The sequence below is a fragment of the Paenibacillus sp. B46(2026) genome (assembly GCF_056786355.1).
In genome coordinates, this window is sequence record NZ_CM165907.1 from 6,257,554 (window position 1) to 6,281,692 (window position 24,139).

17 protein-coding genes are annotated in these 24,139 nt (G+C 48.2%); 5 read left to right on the plus strand and 12 right to left on the minus strand.

Going from position 1 to position 24,139, the window contains the following annotated elements; all coding sequences use genetic code 11:
- Position 1 precedes the first annotated feature (1 nt).
- Positions 2-790 (minus strand): SDR family oxidoreductase, encoded by a 789-nt coding sequence (locus AC1S8V_RS27725; protein ID WP_482071544.1) that lies wholly within the window; start codon positions 788-790, stop codon positions 2-4.
- Between the two features lie 27 nt (positions 791-817).
- Positions 818-1,318: an N-acetyltransferase family protein gene (locus AC1S8V_RS27730; protein WP_482071545.1), complete on the minus strand. Its 501-nt coding sequence runs from the start codon at positions 1,316-1,318 to the stop codon at positions 818-820.
- Between the two features lie 260 nt (positions 1,319-1,578).
- Between AC1S8V_RS27730 and AC1S8V_RS27735 the strand changes: the two genes are divergently transcribed.
- Complete coding sequence (locus tag AC1S8V_RS27735; protein WP_482071546.1) at positions 1,579-2,772, plus strand: MerR family transcriptional regulator; 1,194 nt, start codon at positions 1,579-1,581, stop codon at positions 2,770-2,772.
- 79 nt (positions 2,773-2,851) lie between these two features.
- Here AC1S8V_RS27735 and AC1S8V_RS27740 read toward each other — a convergent pair whose 3' ends face one another.
- Complete coding sequence (locus AC1S8V_RS27740) at positions 2,852-6,244, minus strand: GH36-type glycosyl hydrolase domain-containing protein (protein WP_482071547.1); 3,393 nt, start codon at positions 6,242-6,244, stop codon at positions 2,852-2,854.
- A 160-nt stretch (positions 6,245-6,404) separates the two neighbouring features.
- A complete protein-coding gene (locus AC1S8V_RS27745; protein ID WP_482071548.1) occupies positions 6,405-7,394 on the minus strand; it encodes a LacI family DNA-binding transcriptional regulator in 990 nt (329 codons plus the stop codon).
- Positions 7,395-7,785: 391 nt separating this feature from the next.
- Between AC1S8V_RS27745 and AC1S8V_RS27750 the strand changes: the two genes are divergently transcribed.
- From AC1S8V_RS27750 to AC1S8V_RS27765, 4 genes are all read left to right on the plus strand, one after another.
- Positions 7,786-8,016, plus strand: coding sequence for a hypothetical protein (locus tag AC1S8V_RS27750; RefSeq protein ID WP_482071549.1), 231 nt, complete (start codon positions 7,786-7,788; stop codon positions 8,014-8,016).
- A 102-nt stretch (positions 8,017-8,118) separates the two neighbouring features.
- On the plus strand, positions 8,119-9,756 hold the full coding sequence (locus AC1S8V_RS27755; protein ID WP_482071550.1) for an ABC transporter substrate-binding protein: 1,638 nt from the start codon (positions 8,119-8,121) through the stop codon (positions 9,754-9,756).
- Positions 9,757-9,866: 110 nt separating this feature from the next.
- Positions 9,867-10,895, plus strand: a complete 1,029-nt coding sequence (locus tag AC1S8V_RS27760) for an iron-hydroxamate ABC transporter substrate-binding protein (protein WP_482071551.1) — start codon at positions 9,867-9,869, stop codon at positions 10,893-10,895.
- A 240-nt stretch (positions 10,896-11,135) separates the two neighbouring features.
- On the plus strand, positions 11,136-12,848 hold the full coding sequence (locus AC1S8V_RS27765; RefSeq protein ID WP_482071552.1) for an ABC transporter ATP-binding protein: 1,713 nt from the start codon (positions 11,136-11,138) through the stop codon (positions 12,846-12,848).
- 127 nt (positions 12,849-12,975) lie between these two features.
- Here AC1S8V_RS27765 and AC1S8V_RS27770 read toward each other — a convergent pair whose 3' ends face one another.
- The 8 genes from AC1S8V_RS27770 to AC1S8V_RS27805 form a co-directional block, all read right to left on the minus strand.
- On the minus strand, positions 12,976-14,280 hold the full coding sequence (locus AC1S8V_RS27770; protein ID WP_482071553.1) for an ABC transporter substrate-binding protein: 1,305 nt from the start codon (positions 14,278-14,280) through the stop codon (positions 12,976-12,978).
- Positions 14,256-16,034 carry a sensor histidine kinase gene (locus tag AC1S8V_RS27775; protein WP_482071554.1) on the minus strand — a complete coding sequence of 593 codons (1,779 nt, stop codon included), beginning with the start codon at positions 16,032-16,034 and terminating at the stop codon, positions 14,256-14,258. Before AC1S8V_RS27775 ends, AC1S8V_RS27770 begins: the two co-directional genes overlap by 25 nt.
- A gap of 92 nt (positions 16,035-16,126) precedes the next feature.
- The gene (locus AC1S8V_RS27780) at positions 16,127-17,776 is read right to left on the minus strand and encodes a type 2 periplasmic-binding domain-containing protein (protein WP_482071555.1); all 1,650 of its coding nucleotides are present in this window, start codon (positions 17,774-17,776) and stop codon (positions 16,127-16,129) included.
- A gap of 26 nt (positions 17,777-17,802) precedes the next feature.
- Positions 17,803-18,672, minus strand: coding sequence for a carbohydrate ABC transporter permease (locus tag AC1S8V_RS27785; protein WP_482071556.1), 870 nt, complete (start codon positions 18,670-18,672; stop codon positions 17,803-17,805).
- A 15-nt stretch (positions 18,673-18,687) separates the two neighbouring features.
- Complete coding sequence (locus tag AC1S8V_RS27790) at positions 18,688-19,653, minus strand: ABC transporter permease (RefSeq protein ID WP_482071557.1); 966 nt, start codon at positions 19,651-19,653, stop codon at positions 18,688-18,690.
- A 322-nt stretch (positions 19,654-19,975) separates the two neighbouring features.
- On the minus strand, positions 19,976-21,523 hold the full coding sequence (locus tag AC1S8V_RS27795) for a response regulator (RefSeq protein ID WP_482071558.1): 1,548 nt from the start codon (positions 21,521-21,523) through the stop codon (positions 19,976-19,978).
- A 270-nt stretch (positions 21,524-21,793) separates the two neighbouring features.
- Positions 21,794-22,708, minus strand: coding sequence for a class I SAM-dependent methyltransferase (locus tag AC1S8V_RS27800; RefSeq protein WP_482071559.1), 915 nt, complete (start codon positions 22,706-22,708; stop codon positions 21,794-21,796).
- Between the two features lie 205 nt (positions 22,709-22,913).
- Positions 22,914-24,137 carry an MFS transporter gene (locus AC1S8V_RS27805; RefSeq protein ID WP_482074597.1) on the minus strand — a complete coding sequence of 408 codons (1,224 nt, stop codon included), beginning with the start codon at positions 24,135-24,137 and terminating at the stop codon, positions 22,914-22,916.
- Between the last annotated feature and the right edge of the window lie 2 nt (positions 24,138-24,139).

Genomic DNA, 24,139 nt, shown 5'->3' on the forward strand with positions numbered 1-24,139 from the left:
TTTATAATGCTCGGACCATGCCACCATCCACGATCAATGAGGTTCCGGTAATGTACGTGTTGGCCCCGGATAACAGGAACACCACCGCTTTGGCGAACTCCTCCGGTTGACCGTAACGTCCTAGTGGAATCTCTTTACGGAACTGGTCAGATACCTCTTCCTCACTGATTCCGTTCTGCTCAGCCCGTGCTGCGTCCAGCTCACGAATTCGGTCTGTTGCAATACGTCCTGGCGCCACTGTATTGATCAAAATACCGTATGGAGCCAGCTCTTGAGACAAGGTCTTCGCCAATCCGAAAACGCCAGTACGGAACGTGTTGGACAGCACCAGACCCGGAATCGGCTGCTTCACCGAAGTTGAAGCGATATTGACAATGTGTCCTCCGCTTTCTTTCATATAAGGAAGAGCGCCGCGAATCAGCCTTACATAACTGAGTACATTTAATTCAAATGCACGTTCCCAATCTTCATCAGTCAGTGACTCAAATGAACCCGATGGTGGGCCACCCGAATTGTTCACCAGAATATCAATCTGCCCGAACAGCTCTGCTGTCTTGTGAATCAGTGCCTCAATATCTTCCTTGCGTGTCACATCGGTTGCACAATATTCCACACGTCCGCCACCACCAAGCGCCAGAAGCTCCTGCTTCACTGCTGCGAGCTTCTCTTCGTTCCGGCTGGCGAGCATGACATCAGCACCTTCTGCTGCCAATTGAGCGGCAACCGCTTTGCCCAGTCCGCGACTGGAAGCCAGCACCAGTGCTTTTTTACCCCGAAGTCCCATATCCATCGTTGTTCCTCCTCCTCAGCTACGTTTCTATTTGGTCTGGATAAAATAACCCATAAGAATATCATCCACATACTTGCCGCCGATATAAAACTCGGATACCAACCTGCCTTCTGTCACAAATCCACACTGTGTATAAAACGTAATCGCTCCCGGATTGCTGGAGAGTACGCGCAGCCTGAGCTTGCGAACGCCTTGTAGGGCCGCATGCTGCTTGATGGCATCCATCAAAGCTGTAGCAATGCCACAACGCCGATCATGAGGATGAACTGCAATATGAATCTCGTAGACATGACGGTTGACAGGCATACCGGTGGCTGGCTGAAAGCCCACATAACCACATACCCGCTCTCCCTGCACCGCAATCAACTGACTGCCTGGCGGACAATGCTGCAGATATTGCTGTCTGGAGCGCCAATGCATCGGTGCAGGAGAGGTGTATTTGTCCCACACCAGGGTGTCCAACTCCATTAGCTGGGCTGCATCTCTAATCTCGGATGGACGAATCGTAAATATATGGCTGGTAAGCATAATGATTCAACCTTTCGTGCGATAGTCGACAACGCTGTACGTTACAACGTCAGGAAGTTAGAAAGTTAAGACACTTAGGAATAGGAAGACATTGTTCGTTTACTTCACTATTTAAGTTTTTTTGTTCTATATATTGTAGCATAGCCTCAGCTTCGACTAAAATTCCACTCGATATTGAACCTTTTAGCAAAATGAAATAAACGCTTAACCTTGCCGTAACGTCATGGTTTATACTGATTCGATAAGGAGGTGGATGCAGGATGAACATCAAAGAGGCAGCAGGCAGGCTTGGTATATCGGCGAGAGCCATCCGCTTTTATGAGGAAAAAGGATTAATTCTACCCGCCAAACAATTCAGTAACGGGTATCGCACATACACTGAGAATGATATCTGGCGGCTTCAGACCATTGCTGCGTTGCGTGAGATTGGCATGTCACTGCAGGATATTACACACGCGCTTGGAGAGATTGATCAAGGGAACCAGCAGCGGCTGGAAGAATATCTGGAGCTGCAACAGGCCGTCATGTATGCCCAGTGGATTGAGTTGAAACGTATGATGGATACTACCCAGCGTATGATTGACCTGAATCGCCAGGACGGCCCATTGGATGTCAGCCATCTGCACGATCTCGCGGACAGTGCGCGTCGCCTGCGCGAAGCACGACAGAACTGGCATGATCGGTGGAACTATGATACGCAGGCAGCCATCCATGATCAGCGAGTGCAGGCAGAAGGCAGAGTCAGTACTGAACAACCCCATTCAGAGGGCAGGCATCATTCGGACAACGCCTCTCCCATAAGCGATGAGTATGAAGTTGCACATCCATACCATAATACAGGTCATTCCGCGCCGAGCGCTTCCAATGAGGTACAGTCTTCCTTTTATCTATACCACAACTATGACGAAGCGCTCGAACAAACAGCTCATTGGATCTCTCCCGCCCATGGTGAGAAAGGACTCGATATTGGTACAGGCACAGGTAATCTGGCTGGGAGACTGCTACAGCACGGCGCAGACATGACTGCAATCGACCAATCCCGGGAGATGCTACGCAGATGTCGTACTAAATATCCCGAGATGCATGTGAAGCTTGGTAATTTTCTGGCGCTGCCTTTTACCGATCATTCCTTCGACTTTGTTGTGTCCAGCTTCGCCTTCCATCATCTGAGTCCAGACCAGCAACTACTGGCCTTACAGGAGATGCAGCGGGTATTAACCTCACGCGGACGTATCGGTTTAACCGATCTGATGTTTGTTGATGCGACTCACCGTGATTCCTATATTCGGCAGGCAGAAACCACAGGACACGAGGAACAGCTGCGCGCCTTGCGCGAGCGTCACTTCCCTCTGCTGGGTGAGCTATGCGTCTGGTTGGAGCAACAGGGGTACGTAACAAAGCATGTGCGGCATAATGAGCTGTTACATACGTTGCTAGCGGTTCCGCTGCGATGACCGATCATGAACATATGCCAAAAAGGCCACCCCGCCTTGAATAAAGGAGGATGACCTTGGTGTACATCATGTTATGAAATTACAAATAAATATCAACAACCGTACGCTCAGTTGCACTGCGTGCTTGTCTGAACTCATCAAGCGAGATGCTTACACCGCCCTGACGGTAACGGTTCGCTGTACGCTCCGTGCGAATGTCTTTGCCGTTCACCGCTACACGGCTCACAGCACCTTCGTTCAAGTGATAGATAAACGTCACCGGCTCACCTGCATACTCGAATTCGAATTGCATGCCGTTCAGCTCAGCTGGCAATACCGGGTCAATGACCAGATCGCCGCCCTCTTGACGAATGCCAAGTGCATTGGAGATCAGCTGGTTCATGTAGATTCCAGGGCCGCTGGAGTAGATTCTCCATCCGCCTTTCACTTGTACAGTCCCTTTACGAAGCTGGTCAAAATGCTCCTGAGCCTCGTAACGCGTATTAAACTTGCCGTCCGAACTACTGAAGTATGAGTTCGCTTGGCGAATCTCCGCGTTAGGTACAACCTCGCCGATACCAACCGGGTTGATCATCGCGAGACCATTCCACACCTGATCTGTCTTACCCAGCTTCGCCATCGCTTCCACGTAACGGATATGAGCGTGTACATATTGCAAACCAATCTCACGTCCGAAGTTGGACGCTTGCTCTGCACGTTTGAAGTGTGTACTTACTCCTCCAGCATATTGAGCCGGACGATTCATCAGACGCACGCCATCCGGGCATAGGAACTGTTCACGGATCAAGGCATAATGTGATTCAGCTTGCTCCGCATTCAGCAATTCACCGATCATGCTGCGCGTCATTGGCAGCAGACGATATTGAATGCCTGTCTCTGTGTCCGTTGGATGAAGCATCAGCTTCGCTTGGTCCGCTTCTTCCATATACACAAAGCCTGGAATCACATCTGTGCCCAGCATGTAACGGTTAAAGTCCTCACGGATGCCTTGAGCCAGCACGTCAAGCTCCTGTGCAAAGTCCGCATCCTTGAATTTTAGCGCTTGCGAGAGCACATTCACGGACTGATACGTCAATGCCACCGTCCAACTGCTCACCATGTATTGCTTCAGCTGTGCATTGGCTGGTTGGAGCGTATCATCCCAGTCGCCATCTCCGTAGGAAGACAGGAACGTATCGTGCAGGAAGTGCGAACGGATATATTCGATCTCTTTTTTCGCGTGATCCAGTACAGTTGCCGTCTCTTCCGTGAACCCGAAGCTATGTTTAACGGTATAAGGTACTTTCTCATCCAGGATTGCATAGTCGCGAGTTGCTGTTAGGTAGTCCGCCAATACTTTCAGCGGCCATACGATGATGTCGCCATGGCTTTCTTCCTGCTGAATCGCAAAGTATTTATCAAACATGAACCATTGCGGCCAGTTGCCATCATCTTCGTATTGGTGAGTGTAGACCATTTTGATGATATCGCGAACCTGCTCATATTTTTGCGTTGCCATAAAGTACTCCACCGGACCTTGGCACACATCCCGTGTACCCCAAGCCGCGCCGCCATACTGCTCCAAACCGTGAGGCACGGAGTAGTGAACCAGCATATTGTGGGTGTACCACCAAGCCAGCGCATTTACTTTGAACAGATCCTCTGCACTCTGACCTTCTCCACGGGACAAACGGAACCCGTTCATCACACCTGCGAAGAACTCGCGGTATGCCTGTACTTCTTCTTCAAACGTGGGACTTGAGTCTGCTGCCACTCCGCCATCCACTTGGCCTTCCAATATCCCTTGTACCTTCAGCGTCCATCCAGCACTTGCTTCCAGACTAAGCGTAACCAGAGATGCGGACCCACTACGGATACCACTTGCCAGCAGTGTTTCGTCACCTACATTTACAGCTGCGCCATCCACCGACATGCGGTATTGCAGATCCGGATACGTTCCGGCACTAATCGCTTGTGGGTCAGCCTTGAAGATCAATGTATCACCATCCTGCGTCATATGCAGCGGATACTCGTATTCATTCACATTCATCGTAATCTGGTTTGTTACCAGGTAACGGTATGCCGTGCCACTTGTGGAGCGCACATTCATGCTTACTTCCGTAGTATGTGCCCCTGTATAGTTCGTCACGATGATCGTATCGGATTCGGTTTTGTAGATCCAACGAACATAGTTGAAGCCAATCTCGAACAGGGAAGGCATCGTCAGCAGACGATATTGTCCATCCATTTCCACATAGATGCGTTGTCCCGCCGTCTTCGGCACGTTCAATGCATTGCGGGCATTACTGATCATTTTATTAAAATTGGTATTACCAATGACGAGCTGTGAGTTGAAAATACCGTACATATACGACGTTGTTGTAATAACCTGTGCTCCAAGCTGCACGTTGCCACCACTCATCAGAATGTGACCGTGCGGACGCTCTACAAGCAATTCTTTCGCTTTCAGAACGATATGTTCATAGCTGCCTGTGAAGAAGGATAACAGTTCCTCACCGCTGTGCTCTTCCTGATGACGATCAGGGAACAGATCATGAATCTCATCTTGCGTCAGATCGAGTGTTACCAGTGGTTCACCCAGGAAAGAGGACAGTTTCACCTGTTCCAACGTGTCGCCATTTTCCACAGTCAGAGCCTGTACTTCATTCCATGCTGCAGTAACTTCATCCCCGAATTCCAGTGCAGAGATTCCTTCGGCATGATTAGGCTTCGCCAGTCCATAAAAGACTACCTGTGCTTCTCCGTTCAGATTCAGCAGTTCAGATTGCAGCGCCGTGTAGGCAAATTCATACTGATACGTCTCATTCGCCAACAGTGAGCGATTCAAGCTCTCTGGTTGATTCGTTTCCTTGTACGACAGACCGAAGAATTGGAATCCGTCTGTGGAGTAACCGACTGCTTTGGTCAGGGAACCTTGTTGCATATACGGAAATGCACCGCCCTGAGGCTGGTTTTGACGGGAACAAACGACATAACCTTTCGCCTCATCTTCAAATACCGTATGGTCAATATATTGTGACAGATAAGCTTCATTGCTGCGTACCGCACCCGGATCAGCAAGCCCTACATCCTGTCCGTACACCACGTCTACGTTCTGTTGTTGCCCTGTGAGCTTCACATCCCAGAACCAGACACCTTGTTGTGTCGCCGTAAATACAACCTGATACCCAATGCCTTGTTCTTTGCCTTCCAGCTGGACTGTACCCTCCCAGATCAACTGGTTGCTTGATTGTGCCTTGCTTGTAATTACCTTGCTATTCGAACGTACACCCAGCAGCGGGAACGAGCTTATTTTCTCTCCCGCATGCACACGCAGGTACAGGTTGTTCAAAGATCCATCAATCTGGTTGCTGAGCAACTGATTCAGCATGGTTGTGCCGGATGTGGCCTGGTACAGATCTCCACTGTTCAAAAAGGTAAAAGATAACTCTCCGGCACTCAACCGGATCGGTTCATTAATCATCGTTGTCATAAGGTTCACTCCTTGAATTAGTTAAAATCGAAACGTTTCGATACATTTGAAAAAGAATAGGGGCCTCTTCAAACCGGCTTTTCACAGCCCGTCCGGACGATAACCCCATCATTAAACTTTCACTTTAGCGTGCAGGCAGTTCTTTGCTTCCAGACCCGTTCTAAACCGAACGTACAGAGCTGCGCTCGATCATATTAATCGTTAACGTATACGATCGATCCACCGCTTCTCCGTTGAGCATCTGGAATAACAGATGTCCTGCAAGCGACCCTGCTTCATGCTTCGGCTGGCGTATCGTTGTCAGGGGTGGACGCACATATTCGGACAACTGAATATCGTCAAAACCGATCACGGAAATATCATTCGGCACCGATACACCACGCTCTTCCAATGCCTTCAGGCCGCCAATCGCCATCTCATCGTTACCGTAAAATACCGCTGAGGGAAGCTCTCCCTGCATAATCATCATTTTGGTCGCACTGTATCCGCCCTCACGCACAAAGTTGCCGTTCAGACGCCATTTGGACTTTTCTTCAAGTCCCGCTTCCCGCATCGCCCGCAGATACCCTTGGTAACGCAGCGCATTATCATACGAGTTGGATGGACCGCTGATATAAGCGATCTTCTGATGGCCTGCCTGAATCAAGTGGTGCGTAGCGAGGTAACCTCCCTGTTCTCCATCCACCAGCACGTTGACCAAATGGTCACTCGACAGCTGACGATCCATCACGATGATGGGAAAGCGAGGCCCTGCAGATTCCACCAAAATATCATCATGGATGTTATGCGCCAAAATGATGGCCCCATCTACTCTTTTTTCACGTAAAAACCTCACCGCCGTTGAATCCCGTCCACCCATGGAGCTGCACGCAATCAGATCATACCCATTCGCGAGCGCTACATCCTGTACACTGCGGATCAATTCCGAGTAATACGGACCTGACAAGTCCGTCAGGATCAAAGCAATCGTGTTCGTCCGGCTCCGCTTCAGGTCCATGGCAAAGCCGTTCTTGCGGTAATTCAGTTCTCGTGCTGCCTCAAGCACTTTAGCCTTCGTCTTGGCACTAACCTTGCTATCCCCGCTCAGCGCATAGGAAGCAGTCGAGAGTGCTACACCTGCCAGCTTTGCCACATCCTTAATCGTTGCCATTCCACGTTCGCTCCTTCTAAACTATATATAAATTGAACTACAGGATATTTACACTGACCACTCCGATGACAGAACAACCTTCCGATCGCTGTTACCCCCAGATTTTTTGATTCCCTTTTTCAAAGGTGAAAATCCGCGGATAAAGGCGAACGCTCCGCTTCTTCGGGTTCTTTCTGTCCTCTCCGTTCTCGTGTAAAAAGTTTAGTTGAACCTATATAGAACAAAATCAAGGTTATCTACATTTTATACGGTACATGGTTAGAACAACCACTAAATCCTTCATTATCGTTTATTAATCTTTATACATATCATAGCGATGGATGTCAATCGAAACGTTTCGAGGTGTTCTCAAAAAAAATCCTCGTTCCCATCCTTATGGGGCCACGGTTGAATGCGTCCCGTTCCAATCCATACCATTAGTGATGGTCATGACACGTCTTTCAATCTGGCGCTCTATAAACAGTTCGTGCCTAATACAATGAAACTGGCAGTTAACGCCAGATTGAAACGTTTCGACATTTTCATTATAGTCGGTGTTGATAGCGATTTCAACCACTTTATCTATTTTTCACAGAAAAAGTTGAATTGTCCAATCTGTCCATCCACGTCACTCGGTTTATAGTATATACTGCATAATAGTCGAGATCCGAGAATTACGCCAGTATACCAAGGGCATGAGACGAATAATGCCCCCTGCTGACTTATATAAGGAGACAGTTATCTAATGAATATTTCCAAGCCTACGTATCCTAAAAAATCGCTGTCCCGCCCCATTTCCTTGCAGAAGATTCAGTCCGTACCTGTTGCTCTGTTCAAGCTGTGCCATCTGGTGCAGCTTCATGACCGCGAGTCGTTCTCCCATATAGATGAAATGTGGAGCACACTTCATGTCCTATACGTCGTTACTGCTGGCCAGGCCAGGCTGATCAGTGCAGAGGGAAAACTGACATTAAATGCGGGCTCTGCAGTGGTCCGTCAAGCCGGAAGTCTGCTTCAGCACGAGAACAACCGCGGCTCTCTGTCGCCAATACAGGGCATTGCTATTGCTTTTGATTCCACTGAAAATGAACAGCTGTTCTGGCCTTTCGGGATACCAGCCCCCGTTGCGAGCCGGACTCTCACCGACAGGGCAGTAGAGCTGATTCAAGCAAGTTCGACAGGCCATGATTCGAGCCCCTTCAGGCCACATATGCTTTTCTATGAATTACTGGATATTTTGCGGGATCATATAGCTCATTCTTCTCATGAAGATCACTCCTGGCTCGATGCTGTGCTCAGACATATCCATCAGATGTATACGCATCCGCTGACTCGTGAACAATTGGCACGCGATGCGAATGTGAGTCCCGAGCATTTTTCAAGAGAGTTCAAGAAGCATACAGGTCTTACGTTTGTTGAATATGTGACCCGTCTCAGAATCAGGATGGCTCAGGAGCATCTGTTGTTCGCGAACCCTACGCTACAGGAAATTGCACAACTGACAGGCTACAGGGACACCTTCTATCTGAGCCGAAAATTCAAACAGCTGGTTGGCTCTGCACCAACACACTATCGGAAAATGCCCAAAAGGATCGTATCTCTAACTTATAACTACACCGCTTCTCTACTGGCACTGGGCCATACTCCTCATATGGGCGCCGTAGCCAGCTGGATGGAAGAAAAATTGGGTGAACATGGTCATGAACATTTTGAGCAGCATTCCGAATATGAGCTGGTTAAGCATACCGATCTGATTACAAATGCTCATCCTGATGTCATTGTCGGTTATGCACCGCATCCCGCTTCCGATGACCTGCGTCTGATCGCACCTACTATTCTGATGCCCTTTGAGGAACTCGATTGGCAGGAGCAGCTTCTTCATCTCGGCCGAATTACTGGGCTTGAGTCCAATGCACAGGCGTTATTAAATCGATATCATCAACTTGAGCAAGAAGCCAATCATACGTTGGACCAACGGATGGAAGGAACACGAGGGTCCGCCGTTTGCATGTTTATGATTGGAGAGGACGGGGCTTATATCTACGGTCATGGCTGGGGCAGAGCTTCTCATGTGCTGTATCAATCGCTCGGCTTCACTCCACCCTCACGTATGGAGCAGGATGGACAGTTACTCACGGGGTATGTTCATGTTCCGTTGTCCGAGATTCACTTGTATGCAGCAGATCACATGTTTGTTGCCTATCCTGAGGAACGCACCGAACGAGAAATGCTGGATAGCCTGCTGAATCAGGAATCATGGGGCAGCCTCTCCGCCGTTCGTGAAGGACGTGTATACGAGATTGATGCCGACATGTTCTATGGATTCGATCCCCTGTCCGTCATGGAGCAGTTGCAGCATATCATGTGTCACCTGACATCATAATTGTCCATGCTGTAGTGATCATAGTTGTCCATGTACAAATATCACATCTTCCTCTATGTTATTAATGAGAATAATAATCATTATTGATTATACACAGGGGGAACAAGAATATGTTTGCTGCAAAAAAACGCTTTTCCGGCTTGCTGCTTATGCTCGCCATCATTATGATTCTGGCTGCTTGTAGCGGCGGAACAGGCTCGACTGCCACTGAACAGACATCGGCAGCGGGAACCGAAACGACAACAGGCTCTTCCGAGACGAATACAGACACGTCTTCCGGTTCGGATAATTCGAATGCTACACGAATCTACAAGTCATTAAGCGGCGATGTTGAGATTCCGGCTGAACCGAAACGGATCGTTACCGATATGTACGTAAGTGATCTGCTTGCACTGGGTGTGAAACCCGTTGGTGCTGTTCAATATTACTTGGAAAACCCGTTCTATGCGGATCAGGTGGCGGGTATAGAAAATATCGGTGATCGGGCGGCGGTATCCATGGAGAAGGTCATTGCCTTGAACCCGGATCTGATCATTACCTACTCTGACCAGGCCAGCGAAATTGAGAGTTATCAAAAAATCGCACCTACCGTGGTCATCCCGTATGGTACATTCACCAATGTACATGACGAAATCCGGGGATTCGGAGAGTTGATGAATAAATCCGAAGAAGCCGAAGCTTGGCTGAAAACGTACGATGAACGGGTTGAAGCCGCTCGCGCTAAGGTGAAAACAGTCATTAAACCAGAGGAAACCTTCTCCATCCTTGAAGTATCCGACAAGAGTTATTATGGATATGGAGACAATTTTGGTCGAGGAGGACAAGCGGTCTACAGTGCTTTGCAACTTGCCCCACTTGAAATCACCAAAAAAGAACTGATGGGTGATACCCAATGGAAAGAAATTTCGCGCGAAGTTGTTGGTGATTATGCAGGGGATCATATCTTCTTAACCGTTGGAGAGAACAATAAAAATTACCAAGGTGATTCCATCTGGCAATCCCTGCCGGCTGTGAAAAACAATCAGGTGTATGAGTTGCTGGAGGACCGTTACTGGTACTTCGACCCGATTGCGATTCAAGGTCAGGCTGAAGAATTCGCCGATATGATCGTAGAACGTGCCGAGCAAAACCGCAAATAACATAAGTATGAATACAGGTGTCCGGACAGGCTAGGGCGCGTCTGAAAACTCCGAAGGAAGCAGATTTTGCCGATTTTTCGTTCCAAGCCAGGAAGTTTTCCGCAGGCGTGCCGGGGCACGTCAAGGGAAAGTGACGCAGCAGGGGGCGAAAAGGCGGTAAAAAATGCACTTCAGCGAGTTTTGAGACTCGCCCTAATCAGCCTGCTCGGGCATTTGTGTCATATCAAGGAGGACTTACATATGCTTCGCCGTTTTATGTCTTATTATCGTCCTTACAAAAGGCTCTTTATCTTGGACTTCTCCTGTGCCATCGCCGCCGCGCTGCTGGAACTGGCCTTTCCACTCGCCGTTAACCGGGTTGTCGACCAACTGCTTCCGGCTGGTAATTGGTCCATGATCTTAGCGGCATGTGTCGGATTACTCGGCATCTACCTGCTTAGTTCCTTTTTCCATTATGCAGTCACCTATTGGGGCCACAAGCTCGGTATTAACATCGAATCCGATATGCGGCGTGAACTGTTCCAGCGTGTACAGAAGCAGTCCTTCCGTTTCTTCGATAACAATAAGACCGGGCATCTAGTCTCCCGCATGACCAACGATCTGATGGATATTGGTGAGATCGCGCATCACGGACCCGAGGACTTATTCATTGCCTTCATGACACTCGCCGGAGCTTTCGGTATTATGCTGGGGATCAACTGGCAGCTCGCTGTGATGACGTTCATCATTGTGCCGCTGATGATCTACCTGTCTCTGTATTTCAGTCGCAAAATGTCCAAGGCATTCAAACGCATGTTTGCAGATATTGCCGATTATAATGCACGGGTAGAGAACAATGTGAGCGGCATCCGTGTGGTACAGGCTTTTGCCAATGAAAAGCATGAAGTAGGACGTTTCGTTGAGAACAACGAACGTTTCCGGCTTACCAAACTAATCACCTACCGCATCATGGCCTGGAACTCTTCACTCAGTTTTATCCTGATGAAATTTGTATCACTGTTTGTACTGGTTTGTGGAACCTGGTTTGTCATTCAAGGAAGTATGACTTACGGGGAGTTTATCGCTTTTGTAATGTTATCCAATGTATTCCTCGGACCAATTGAGAAGATAAACTCCGTCATCGAGACGTATCCCAAAGGCATCGCCGGATTCAGACGTTACCTGGAGCTGCTTGAGGCCGTGCCGGATGTAGAAGATACACCACAGGCAAAACCGATTCCGAATGTCAAAGGCGATATTGCTTTCCATAACGTTACCTTTTCTTATGGAGAACACAAACCTACGCTGTCTCAGGTCAATCTGGATATTCAGGCAGGCCAGACGGTTGCTCTGGTTGGACCTTCGGGCGGGGGTAAAACTACGCTATGCAGTCTGATCCCACGTTTCTACGATGTGGATGCGGGGCATATCTCCATCGATGGAATTCAGGTGAAGGACATGACGCTGGAATCACTGCGCTCCCATATCGGGATTGTGCAGCAGGATATTTTCCTGTTTGACGGAACGATTCGTGAAAATATTGCATATGGCAAACTGAATGCTTCCGATGAAGAAATCTGGCAAGCCATTCGCCGGGCCCAACTGGAAGAGCTGGTACAATCTCAGCCAGATGGACTGGACACCATGATTGGTGAACGTGGTGTGAAATTGTCCGGCGGACAGAAGCAACGTCTATCCATCGCCAGAATGATCCTGAAAAATCCACCAATTCTCATTCTGGATGAAGCCACTTCCGCACTCGATACCGAGACAGAAGCTGGCATTCAGCTGGCCTTATCCGAGCTGGCGCAGGGACGTACGACATTGGTGATCGCCCATCGACTGGCGACCATCAGACACGCCGATCGTATCGTGGTGGTAGAGAACGGTAGCGTAGCTGAACAAGGCAGCCATGAAGAACTGCTCGCGCGTAAAGGCTCGTACAGCCGATTGCATCAAGCCCAGTTTGGTTAAAGGCAGGGCTTAAACGCTATAAGTTCAATATATGAGTTGTACAAAGTCACTACAGCAGCAGAACAGCCTCCCCTCTGTACTAGAGGGAAGGTTGTTTTGTCATCGGAGTGGCAAGTGTAACTAATCTTTAGTTCAATTTATCTAACTTCCCACCCAGGATAGCATTCGCCCGTTCACGAAATTCCACCGCCGCCTGCTCGGGCGTAATTTTGCGAAACAGCAGAAGATCATACAACTCACGTAGCACCGCAGTCACCTCGGCTGCACCTACGGGATCAGGCGGGTCCATCGGGCTGCTGTTATCTGCAACCCAATCAATATAGTCAAACACCTGCGCCAGCTCCGGTTCAACCAGCAACTTCATTCGCTCTTTGACACTGGATGAGACAGGCACCCCCCGCTCCCCTTTGAGCAGCAGATTGGCATCCAAATCATTCACGAAAAAGCTGATGAACTTGGCAGCTTCCTCCTTATGTCTGGAATTGCCCGCCATGGAGAAAAACATGCCTGGCTTCAAGAACAACCCATCCTGGCTGTTTGGCCCAGGCATCGGGGAGATGGTTAATGGTTTACCATAACGCTGAGCGGTGCTGATAAATTGATTGGAATACCCCCAGCTAAACAGCGCCTCTCCCAGATAGAACGGGTCGTTGTCGGGTTTGCCAATGTCTGACGTCCAGATATCCGGTGCAAAAATAAGCTTTTTCTCCGCGAGCTGCTGCATCCTGCCAAAGTAATCAACAAACAGCCCATCATCCTCATAACCCAACCCCTTGCCATCCTCGGCGTATAGCTTGGAACCATATTGTCTCAAGTAATACGCGAAAAACTGTTCCGGCGTGAAATAGGTTCCCAAGTAGATGCCCTTCCCCAGCAGTTGCTCGCCCATTCGATCAAAGTCCGCCCATGTCCACGTATCCGTTGGCAATTCAATATCATTGGCCTTCAACACTTCCGGATCATAGATGCTGAGCATGGCGTTAACACCCAAACTGAGCCCGTAGGTTTTTCCATTCAGGCTACCACTCTGCAGCTGTTCCTTCTCAATATCTGTTGTATCAATCAGTCCGCTCTGCATGTACGGCGTCATATCCTCCAACAGTTGCAGCGAGCTGTACTGGGACAGATAGGAAATGTCCATCTGGATAATGTCGGGCAACGCATTGCCTGCTGCATGTGGGGCAAGTTTTCTCCAGTATTCGTTGAAGCTGCTATATTCGTATTCGATTTTTACATGTGGATTCAACTTCTCATACAGGTCGATAACGGCTATCGTTGCATTGTTGCGGAATTCCCCACCCCACCAAGCGATTCGCAGCGTTATCGGCTCTTCTTCCACAATCATGCCTGGCCTTTGATCCAACTGGTTCACGCAGCCGGGAAGAGTCAGCATAAGACAGAGCATGCCTATGGTTCGCATCCATCTTCCCATAGCTTCTCCTCCTTACCTGGTGATGGGGGTGGCAGCAATACCGTTACTCTCGTTCCAAGCCCCGGCTTGCTCTCCAGCAGAACATCATATTCTTCGCCAAAAGCCAAACGTACCCGCTCCCTGATATTCAGCAAACCAATACCTGTTCCTCTGGTCTTCACTTCACCCCGCAGCACTTGTTCCACATATTCGGGCTCCATGCCAGGACCATGATCCTCCACGACAAGGGCCAGCTTGCAACCTGATATTTCGGCATATACTCGAATCAGACATGATCCAACCTGTGGTTCCAGACCATATTGGATGGCATTCTCCAGTAATGGCTGTAAGGTCAACTTGGGAATGACACACCCCAGATAAAGAGCGGGCACATCCATGCGGAAATCCAGCCTCTGCCGGAAACGGTAGGTTTGAATGGTGATGTAATGGTTAACGATCTCCAGTTCTTCGGCAATGGTAATGATATTTTGTTTGAAGCTGATGGAGGAACGCAGCAAATATCCGAGTGACAGCACCATACTGGAGATTTGCTCCTGCCTGTTCTTTTTGGCGAGCCAATGGATCGAATCCAGCGCATTATACAAAAAGTGGGGATTGATCTGTGCCTGCAGTGCCTTGAACTCCGTTTCTTTAATGACCAGCTGGCTTGCATAATTTTCTTTGATCAATGTATTAATATGTGTAATCATCAGTCGATACGTACGCTGTAACAATCCCAGTTCATCCATGTGCTGGTGTATTGGAATGGACAGATTGGCATCTATGTTCTCCAGATCCCCATACTGAACCTCCTTCATCTGACTGATGAGCTGCCTGATCGGCCTCGTCAGACTGCGTGCGAACACCATGCCGAGCGCAAGCACGACCAGAATGGCGATAAGATAGACGACAATCAGTATATTTTTCAACCATATAATACGTTCAAAAATTTCATCATAAGAGGCCATATTATAGTAAACCCAGCCGGTGTAGGCAGATTTCTTCTGGGAAAGGAATATCTCCCTCCCATCCAGATTTTTGATCTCATATCCCCCACTACCTGGAAGTGGATTCAGTCCCGCGGACACCGCTTCTGGAAGCTGGCGATAAGGATAGACCACCTCACTGCCTGCTTTTAAAATAATGTCACTGTCCTGGCTATCAATGCCCGCATACTCCTCAACGAGTCGCTCGATATTAATACGCAGAAACAGTATACCTACCGGTTCCAGGGTCATCGGTTCATAGGCTCGCACCTGACGTACCATAACCAGCATCGGATCATCGTCATCCGGGTATAACCATCTCACTGCACCATTGGCCTGCTCCGCAGCCGCAATCATCCGATCATATTTTTCCTGGGATACGGTGAGCGTCTCGCCATATTTATTCACTCTTCCCCTGGAATCAATCAGATGAACGGACTGCACATAACGTGCAGCCCCACTAATATGCTCCCATAACCGATCCGTGATCTTCTTACGTTCAATAAAGCTTGAATATGCACTATCGTCATCCAACAACGACTTCAAGGCTCTTTGAATCTGCGTATCGGAAATCATATTCAGTGATAACGCTTCCAACTTCTGAAGTTCAACATCTACTGTAGACGAGGAAAGGTTCAGGAGACGGGACGACTTATCAAATAGCTGTTTGTCATACACCGAGTACGTATAATACAAGGACCCAAACGCCAGGATGATGATAAACGCCATCATGAACATAATCATCAGAAACATTTTCATTTTGATGCTGAGTTTACGGTAGGCTGTCATGACCAAAGCGCTCCTTTGAACCACGTGATACTACTAGGTATATCACATGCAGGAAGGTTTCCCCAAAGTTTTAGCGCTCGATTTCTCACGTGTTATTTGGACTGATATCGGTCATAGGCCGCCTGATGAACCTCAATCGCCCGGTCAATGCCCATGCTCTTGATTGTTTCGGCCATCGTGTCAAATTCGGTGATTGGCTTCTGTCCGCTAATGATGGCAGTCATCGTCTCATTTAAATACGTATTCACCTGGCTCATGATGGACGTACTTGTGGTTACCTCATCTGTTGACAAACGAATTGGCGGAAGTGTTAATACAGAGCTTGCTTTCATCCATTCCGCATTTGCAGCACGCTGTCCATCGTCAAAAAGTAATGCATCCAAGTAACGGCTATCCTGATTGATTGGACCGTCCATAATGGATAAGGCATAAGAAGCCAGTGCCTGGTCATACGTCAGACCGTTCGGATTATCAATGATGGTATCTGTGAATTTGACACCTTCCCCGTCACGAACATAGCTGTCATTTTCAATACCGAAGTTGAACAGATCACTACCCTCTTCGCTATAGTTGTAGTCCATCCACTGTACAATATATTTCAGTTTGTCTTCGTCTGCGGAAGCCGTAATGGCCTCACCATAACTTAGTACCTTATTCTCCAGATTGAAGGTAGCATAAGAAGTTCCATCCGGAGATACGGGCCACGGTACGCCGGTTACGTTAAAGTTCGGATCGGTATCTCTCATCAGATTGAAGTATTTCCCCATGCCACTGAATACACCACCCTGATATGCGCCGGCCAGATTGCTGGTAACCTTATAGTCAAACGCTTTGCCGTCATTGGTCATGATCTCGGGATCAATCAGCCCTTCCTTGTACCACTTGGCCATGGTCTCCAAGAAATCACGGTAGCCCGGCTGAATCGGTCCAAATTCCACCTTGTCTCCATTCATCTGGAAGCCTCCAATTACGCCAAAGGCCGCAGCAAAATCATGGAGCTTGGTCAGGTTGCCCGGCCCCCAGTTTCCGGTGAAAGGAAGCTCATCCGGCTTGCCGTTGCCGTTGGGGTCCTTTTCTTTGAATGCCTTGAGCACCGTATACCACTCATCGATATTGGTAGGTACTTTGAGGTTCAATTTATCGAGCCAATCCTGGCGCATAATTAAACCGGAAGTGGCATTCAGCTTCAGTGCATCCAGCTTGAGCAGCGGGAACATATAGATCGTTCCATCGTCGAGTGCAATCTGCTTCTTCACATCCGGATCGGATTCTATTATTCGCTTCAAGTTCGGTGCATAACTGTCGATCAATTCATTCAACCGGATGATTCGACCGTCCTTGATCATTTTTTCCGGTCCGCCAACGGCATCCGCCCAGTTATAATAAATGACGTCCGGCAGCTCCTTCGTTGAGATCAACAGATTGAATTGGTCACGCTGTTGTCCAAGCGGAGGATGGGTGAACTTCACTTGGATACCCGTCAGCTTCTCCTTTTCCTTGTAAGCCGCCATATCACCAAAATTGTTCAAGGAAGCCGTTAGTTTGGCGTCATTGGCGCGCCAGTAGTCAATGGTAAATGGCTCACTAGTAATCGGTAGCGGAATCTCGGTCAACGCCTGAACCGCAGGTTCTGTTCCTTCTGCTGGCTCTGCGTTACCTGGTTCATTATCACCTGTACAGCCCGCCAGTAAAGACATGGTAAGTAGCGATGACAACAGGATGGACCCCATTCTTTTTTTCACACAATTCGCCTCCATAGATTACATTTTTATTGTTTCACAGCACCGATTAGAGCGCCCTGAACAAAATAACGTTGGATGAACGGATATACCAGCATAATCGGCAGCGTGGAGATAATAATGGTCGCATATTTGATGTTCTCTCCAATGGCGAAGCCGGTATCGGCGCCCGCACCCATGGCCTCTGTACTGCTGCTGATCAGAATATCTCGCATAATAATCTGGATCGGATATAACTCCTGACCGCGCAGGTAGAGCATCGGTCCGACATAATCATTCCAATGGTCAACCGCATAATACAGCATCATGACCGCCAGAATCGGTTTCGACAAGGGCAGCACAATCCGGAACAAAATCAGAAAGTCATTGGCACCATCAAGCTTCGCCGATTCGATCAGACTAATCGGAATGCCCTCAAAGTTTGTTTTCATAATGAGGAAATAGAACGTACTGATGGCACCCGGAATAATAAGTGCAAAACGGGTATCCACCATGCCCAGATTCTGAATCAGCAGAAACGTCGGAATCATGCCCCCGCCAAAAAACATCGTGAACGTAATTAATTTCATCAACGTTTTTCTGCCCATCAGATCACTGCGTGATAACCCATAGGCTGCCAGCGAAGTCATGAGCAGATTGATGGCCGTACCCACCACAACATAGAACAAGGTGTTCATATATCCCGTATAGATGCGAGTATCCTGAAATACCGACTTGTACGCTCCCAGCTGAAAGCCTTCAGGAATGAGCATCAGTGACCGGGAACGTAACATCTGATCCGGATCACTGATTGAAGAATTGAACACGTACAGCATCGGGTATAAGCATAAAATCATGATCACCAAGAGCAGCAGTGTATTGAATACATCAAAAAGTCGTTCCCCTATAGACTGTTTCATCGCTTCACCTTCCAATTACCAGAGACTGGTTGAGTTAAGCTTTCTGCTGATCGCATTCGCGATAATGAGCAGCGCGAAATTAATGACACCGTTAAATAGTCCGATGGCGGTTGAATACGTATAGTTCCCCTCCAAAATACCGGATCGATAAACAAAGGTGGATATGACATCCGATGTCTCATAGGTCGGTGCCGTTTGCATCAACAATATTTTCTGAAAATCAGCGTTCATCACTGCCCCCATGCGCAAAATTAACATAATCACAATCGTTGGCATAATGCCGGGCAGTGTAATATGAAGCAACTGTCTCCAGCGGCCTGCGCCGTCAATTTTGGAAGCCTCGTACAGCTGCGGATCAATCCCGCTGAGCGCCGCCAAAAAGATAATCGAAGCCCAACCTGCGCCCTGCCATATGTTGGACAGGATGTACATCGGACGGAACATATCCTTTTCCGCCAAAAACATGATCGGCTGCAGATCGAAAAAGTCACGAATGACGTTAAATAACCCACCGTCCAGAGATGAGAACGTTTTCAACATTCCAACCACGACGACAACCGAGATGAAATGCGGCATATAACTGATTGTCTGTACTGCGCCTCTGAACCACTTCTTCCGTACTTCATTCAGTAGCAGGGCCAGGATGATCGGAGCCGGGAAACCAAACACAATGCTGTAAAAACTCAAAATCAGTGTATTCTTAATCAGTCGCCAGAAATAATAACTTTCAAAAAACATGGTGAAGTTGTCAAATCCGACCCATTCGCCTGCCAAGATTCCTTTGATCGGGCTGTAGGATTCCTGAAATGCCATCAGTAGCCCGTACATTGGCCCATAGCTGAAAATCAGATAATAGGCTACAACAGGAACGAGCATCAGATACACGTATCTGTTGCGGACAAGCTCCTTTTTCACCGAACTCCATTTGCCAGCTGGCTTCAAACGCCCAGGTTCGATCCCCCGGCTTCGATTCAGCTCCATCCACTCAACCTCCACTCTCGATGTTCATTCATTAACATGACACTTCTAATGATAGAAGCGAGCACCCTTTCTTCCCATGCTCATTTCCGTTAAATGGATGTTCAAAACCGAGTTCCGTCCGACAAAAAAAGACCCTGCTGCCGATGAATGGCAAACAGGGCACGATCGTAGATCAATGTGGATCGGATATACAGGTTACTATCTGTATAAATCGAGCTTAAAAATATTTACACTTGCCACTCCGATGACAGAACAACCCTCTGATCGCTGTTATCGTGTAAATGTTTAGGTCAATTTCTGTATAAGCGACAGCAGCGCTGTCCTACGGTACTTTTTTATACTCGGATGGGGAGAAGCCCGTGTATTTCTTGAACATTTTGCTAAAATACGGCCAGTTGGAGCCAAACCCCGTCTGTTCGGCCAGTGAAGATACAGTGCAGTTCCCGTCCTGCTCCAGAAGCTCCAATGCTCTGCGGATGCGGTAACTTAACACATAGTTCGTAAATTTCTCGCCTGTTTCTTTTTTGAACATTTTGCCAATGTAGTCTGGATTCATGTATATTTCCCCGGCGATGGACTGGAGTGTCAGGGTCTCGTCCCTGTAGCGTTTCTCTACCAACTGTTTCACACTGCCTACCATCTGCGATTGTCTGGAGCGGTGTTGTTCGTAGCGACGCAGTGTGATTTCCTTGGCGACGGCAAGCAGAAACTGTTGAAAAGAATGCAGCGTGCTGGATTCAATCATGCCTGGCAACTGATCCATATACCTTTTCATCTCGGCAGAGCCACTGAGTCGAATCATTTCCATAAACATCTGAATGAGATAGGACTTGGTTTGAGATATATCGTATCGCAAGCTGGCAAGCAGCTGAAACATTCGGTTCAGCTCTGATCCGACTTCCTGCCAGTGTCCAGCCTTGATTGCAGTAACCATCCGCTCCGGATCGTATTCGAATTCGGGAAGGGTGCGCTCCCCGGGTGAGTAAATATCCCGCTCCATAATAAGACTGCCCTCACCGAGGTAAAAGCGGTAATTGAGATAGACCAGCGTCTGCATGTACAAATGGCGTGCCTGCGAAAGATCTCCTGGTTCGCTCAGAGCAATCGTAAGATCATCATGATAATATCGGGTAAATGTCGCACGAATCTCATCGATATTATGGAACAACTGCGTTTCAGACAACTTGTCCTCCATGATTAGTAACACATGTCCCCCAACCGTGGCACTTAAGATTGGATTGTGAAAAATATCCTCGGCAATGTTCTTGACCGCGAACAAGTGCAAATACTCATGATCCCCCTCAATCTCTACCAGCAACAACCGCACACGCTGATCCTGAAACTGTACATCGAATAATTCCTCAAAATATTTCCATTCCTTGACCCCGTATGTTCTGTTCGTGACCAGCTCTTTCAGAAAATATTCCTTGGCATGCGGCAGTACACGCTCCAGATTATATTGGATCGACTGCACAAAACGCTCCTGATCAGTTAACTCCCGCTTCTCACTGACCAATTCACTAATAGCCTGTACGAGATGCTCTTCACTGCAGGGCTTGAGCAAATAGTGCTTCACTCCATAATGCATGGCAGTCTTCGCATATTCGAATTCGGTGAAACCCGTGAGCATGATGAATGAGATATCCTGATACTTCTCCGCCACTGCTTCAACCAGCTGTAATCCATCCATTCCCGGCATGCGAATGTCCGAGATGATAATATCCGGGCGTTGCTTCTCAATAAAAGCAAGCGCTTCCAATCCATCTTGAGCAATGCCAATCAGTTCTGTTCCTAATCGGGGCCAGTTCACGACACTCGAGATCCCGTCCGAGATTATAAATTCATCATCGACCAACAAAACCTTGTACATCGTATGCATCCTCCTGCCTTTAACCAGTTCCATTCTATTATATGGGCATTATGCGTAAATAGAGGGGTGAACGTTGAATGACATGGGATTGAACTATAACAAGTCTGATTTCTGAACATTTGTATCACATGCGAAGTTATTGGCTACCGAATCATGGTTTATGCTGGTCCTTTGTTCAAACCAAACAACCTTCACCCTGCCACAGGGTGAAGGTTGGCCGCTGCTATGCAAATGGGGGCTATATAGGTGACCATACATGCCCGGATCGATTTATTTTTTTACTGCGTGAATGAAATGTATCGTTTCAAAGGCCCTTAGATGATCGGTTCTATCCTGGAAAAACTGTTCCTGAATCGCCTCCGGAGTCAGATGCTCATAAATAAGCAACCCTGCTTCATCAAGCAATGCCTCCATCTCCACATATGCGTAGCCGGATTGCATCGGCTCACCACCCATTGCAGCCAATTTAACCATATTTTCAACCCGATTAAACATTCCTTTTTCCTCAAAAAGATGCTCATCTGCATAATCCAGAACGATAGAGCTTCCGGTTGGCAGGTTCGCAAACACATGACGAATCACGTTAAACAGATCCTTTTTGGGCAAATAATACGAAACACCCAAGAGACTAGCCGACGTCTTCCGTTTCTTCAAACCTTCAAGAGTCAAGCTGTCATTTGAAAGCTCACGCGTAAAATCCATGGGTACAAAGTGAAGATTGTCCGGAATAGTCAGCTCGGCCTGATTCAGCCGCTCCTTCTTGAATTGCTGTGTAGCCGGATAATCCACTTCAATGATATCCAGCGTGTCCTCCAATTCCGGATGCCTCAAAGCAAACGTATCCATCCCGGCGCCAAGAATGACTACCTGCTTCAATCCCAACGCGACTTCATGCAAAAGTACATGCTCACAGTAAGCGGCCCGAGCCAGAGTTATTGGAGATAGCTGTACCTGGGTAATCCATTTTAGAACCTTTTCCGGGTCGTCCTTGAGCTGGTGAGCCATATCCGGGTTGAAAAAATGAATGCCTCTAACCATGTTATTGCTGATATCTACAAACTCTTGAGGAGAGATCAGCAATCTCGCCATAAAATCATCGAAAATGAGGGGTGTGTCATGTTGGCTGTGATAGGCTCGGCCAAAAGTCGAAATCAATGATGTGATACTGGATTCATTTTGCTTCATACTTATTCCTCCCGTACAAACAAAAATAAGATTCCCCTGGCCAGGAGAATCTTATTATATACGGAATATTTTTATATGTAAATTATAGCATAAATACATTTTTTTGTCAACCAAAATTTACGGATGAGCAGACAGATTAAAGTGGATTTACCGTCCACTCCAACCCGTTCTTCCTTCCGCATCATGTCCAACCCGATTAGATCTGTTAGGCGTCCATCCCGTACTCCTTCACTTCACGATTACGGTTCAACACCGCATGCAATACAAACCCCAGCACCGCTATGGCCGCCGTGCCTGTTGCCAGCCACGCTACAGGAATAAGTCCCTGTTTGTCATACATGACCCCCATCGCATATGGCCCGATAACCCGGCCAACCGCACCGATCCCACCTGATATCCCGATGTAAAAAGGTGCCGCCCTGCCTGCGTGCTCCGATATGAAGGCAGGTGTTGCAGGGGAGATCAGCATCTCTCCAAACGTGGCAAGTACCATTGCGAGCACCATGCCTGGATAGCTGTACATGGTAATCATGACGATATAGGCCATGCCATAGAACACGGCACTCGCTGTCATCTGGGCCGTAGAGGTACGGGCCATGGTCCGTTTTACCCAACTGGTAAAGGGTTGGCCCACAAAGATCAGCACCCCGTTCAGGGTCCAGAGCAGACCGTACATTCTTTTTTCCATACCCTCAGAAATGATATACGGGGACACGCCTGTATTCCAGATGGAATTGCCGAATAACAGGAAGAGGACGCCCAAGCTCATAAACAGATATAATCGGGTATTGCCCAGCAGTGCCCAGACGCCCGGCCCATCGGGAACGGTTTTGCGTTTCGTCAGATGTACTTCCCCCTGATCCGGTTCGACTCGCGACAGATAATACCAGAAGAACGTCGCAAACCCGGCTGAGGTCACCCCATTCAGTACAAAACTGAGATGATAGGAAAAGTCAGCCAGAAAACCACTCAGCGCCGTACCAATCGCCACCCCGATATTGTTCGCCACATAGATAATATTGAATAATTCACCGCGTCGCTCCGCAAAACGGAAGCCAATAAAAGCCTGAATCGCTGGCAGCGACAATGAACTGAACAGGCCAATCCAGCCCATCGCACATATAAATATGACCCAATACGCGCTAATCCAGGGCAGCGCAAACAAACCTAACGCATTAAGCGCAAGTGAACCAATGATCAGCTTCTTCACGCCTACCCGGTGATACAACGAACCGCCGAGCAATTGTCCGAAGATGCCACCCAGGGACTGAATGAGGATCACAAAACCCGCGTTTGCCATCGTCCGTCCAAGTTCATCAAACACATACATGGTGGTCAGCGGCCACATCAGTGCACTGCCTGTTGCGTTAACCAGACTTGCCAGCAAAAATATTCTCACTTCTTTTGGATAGTTATCCAGCCATCTCATCA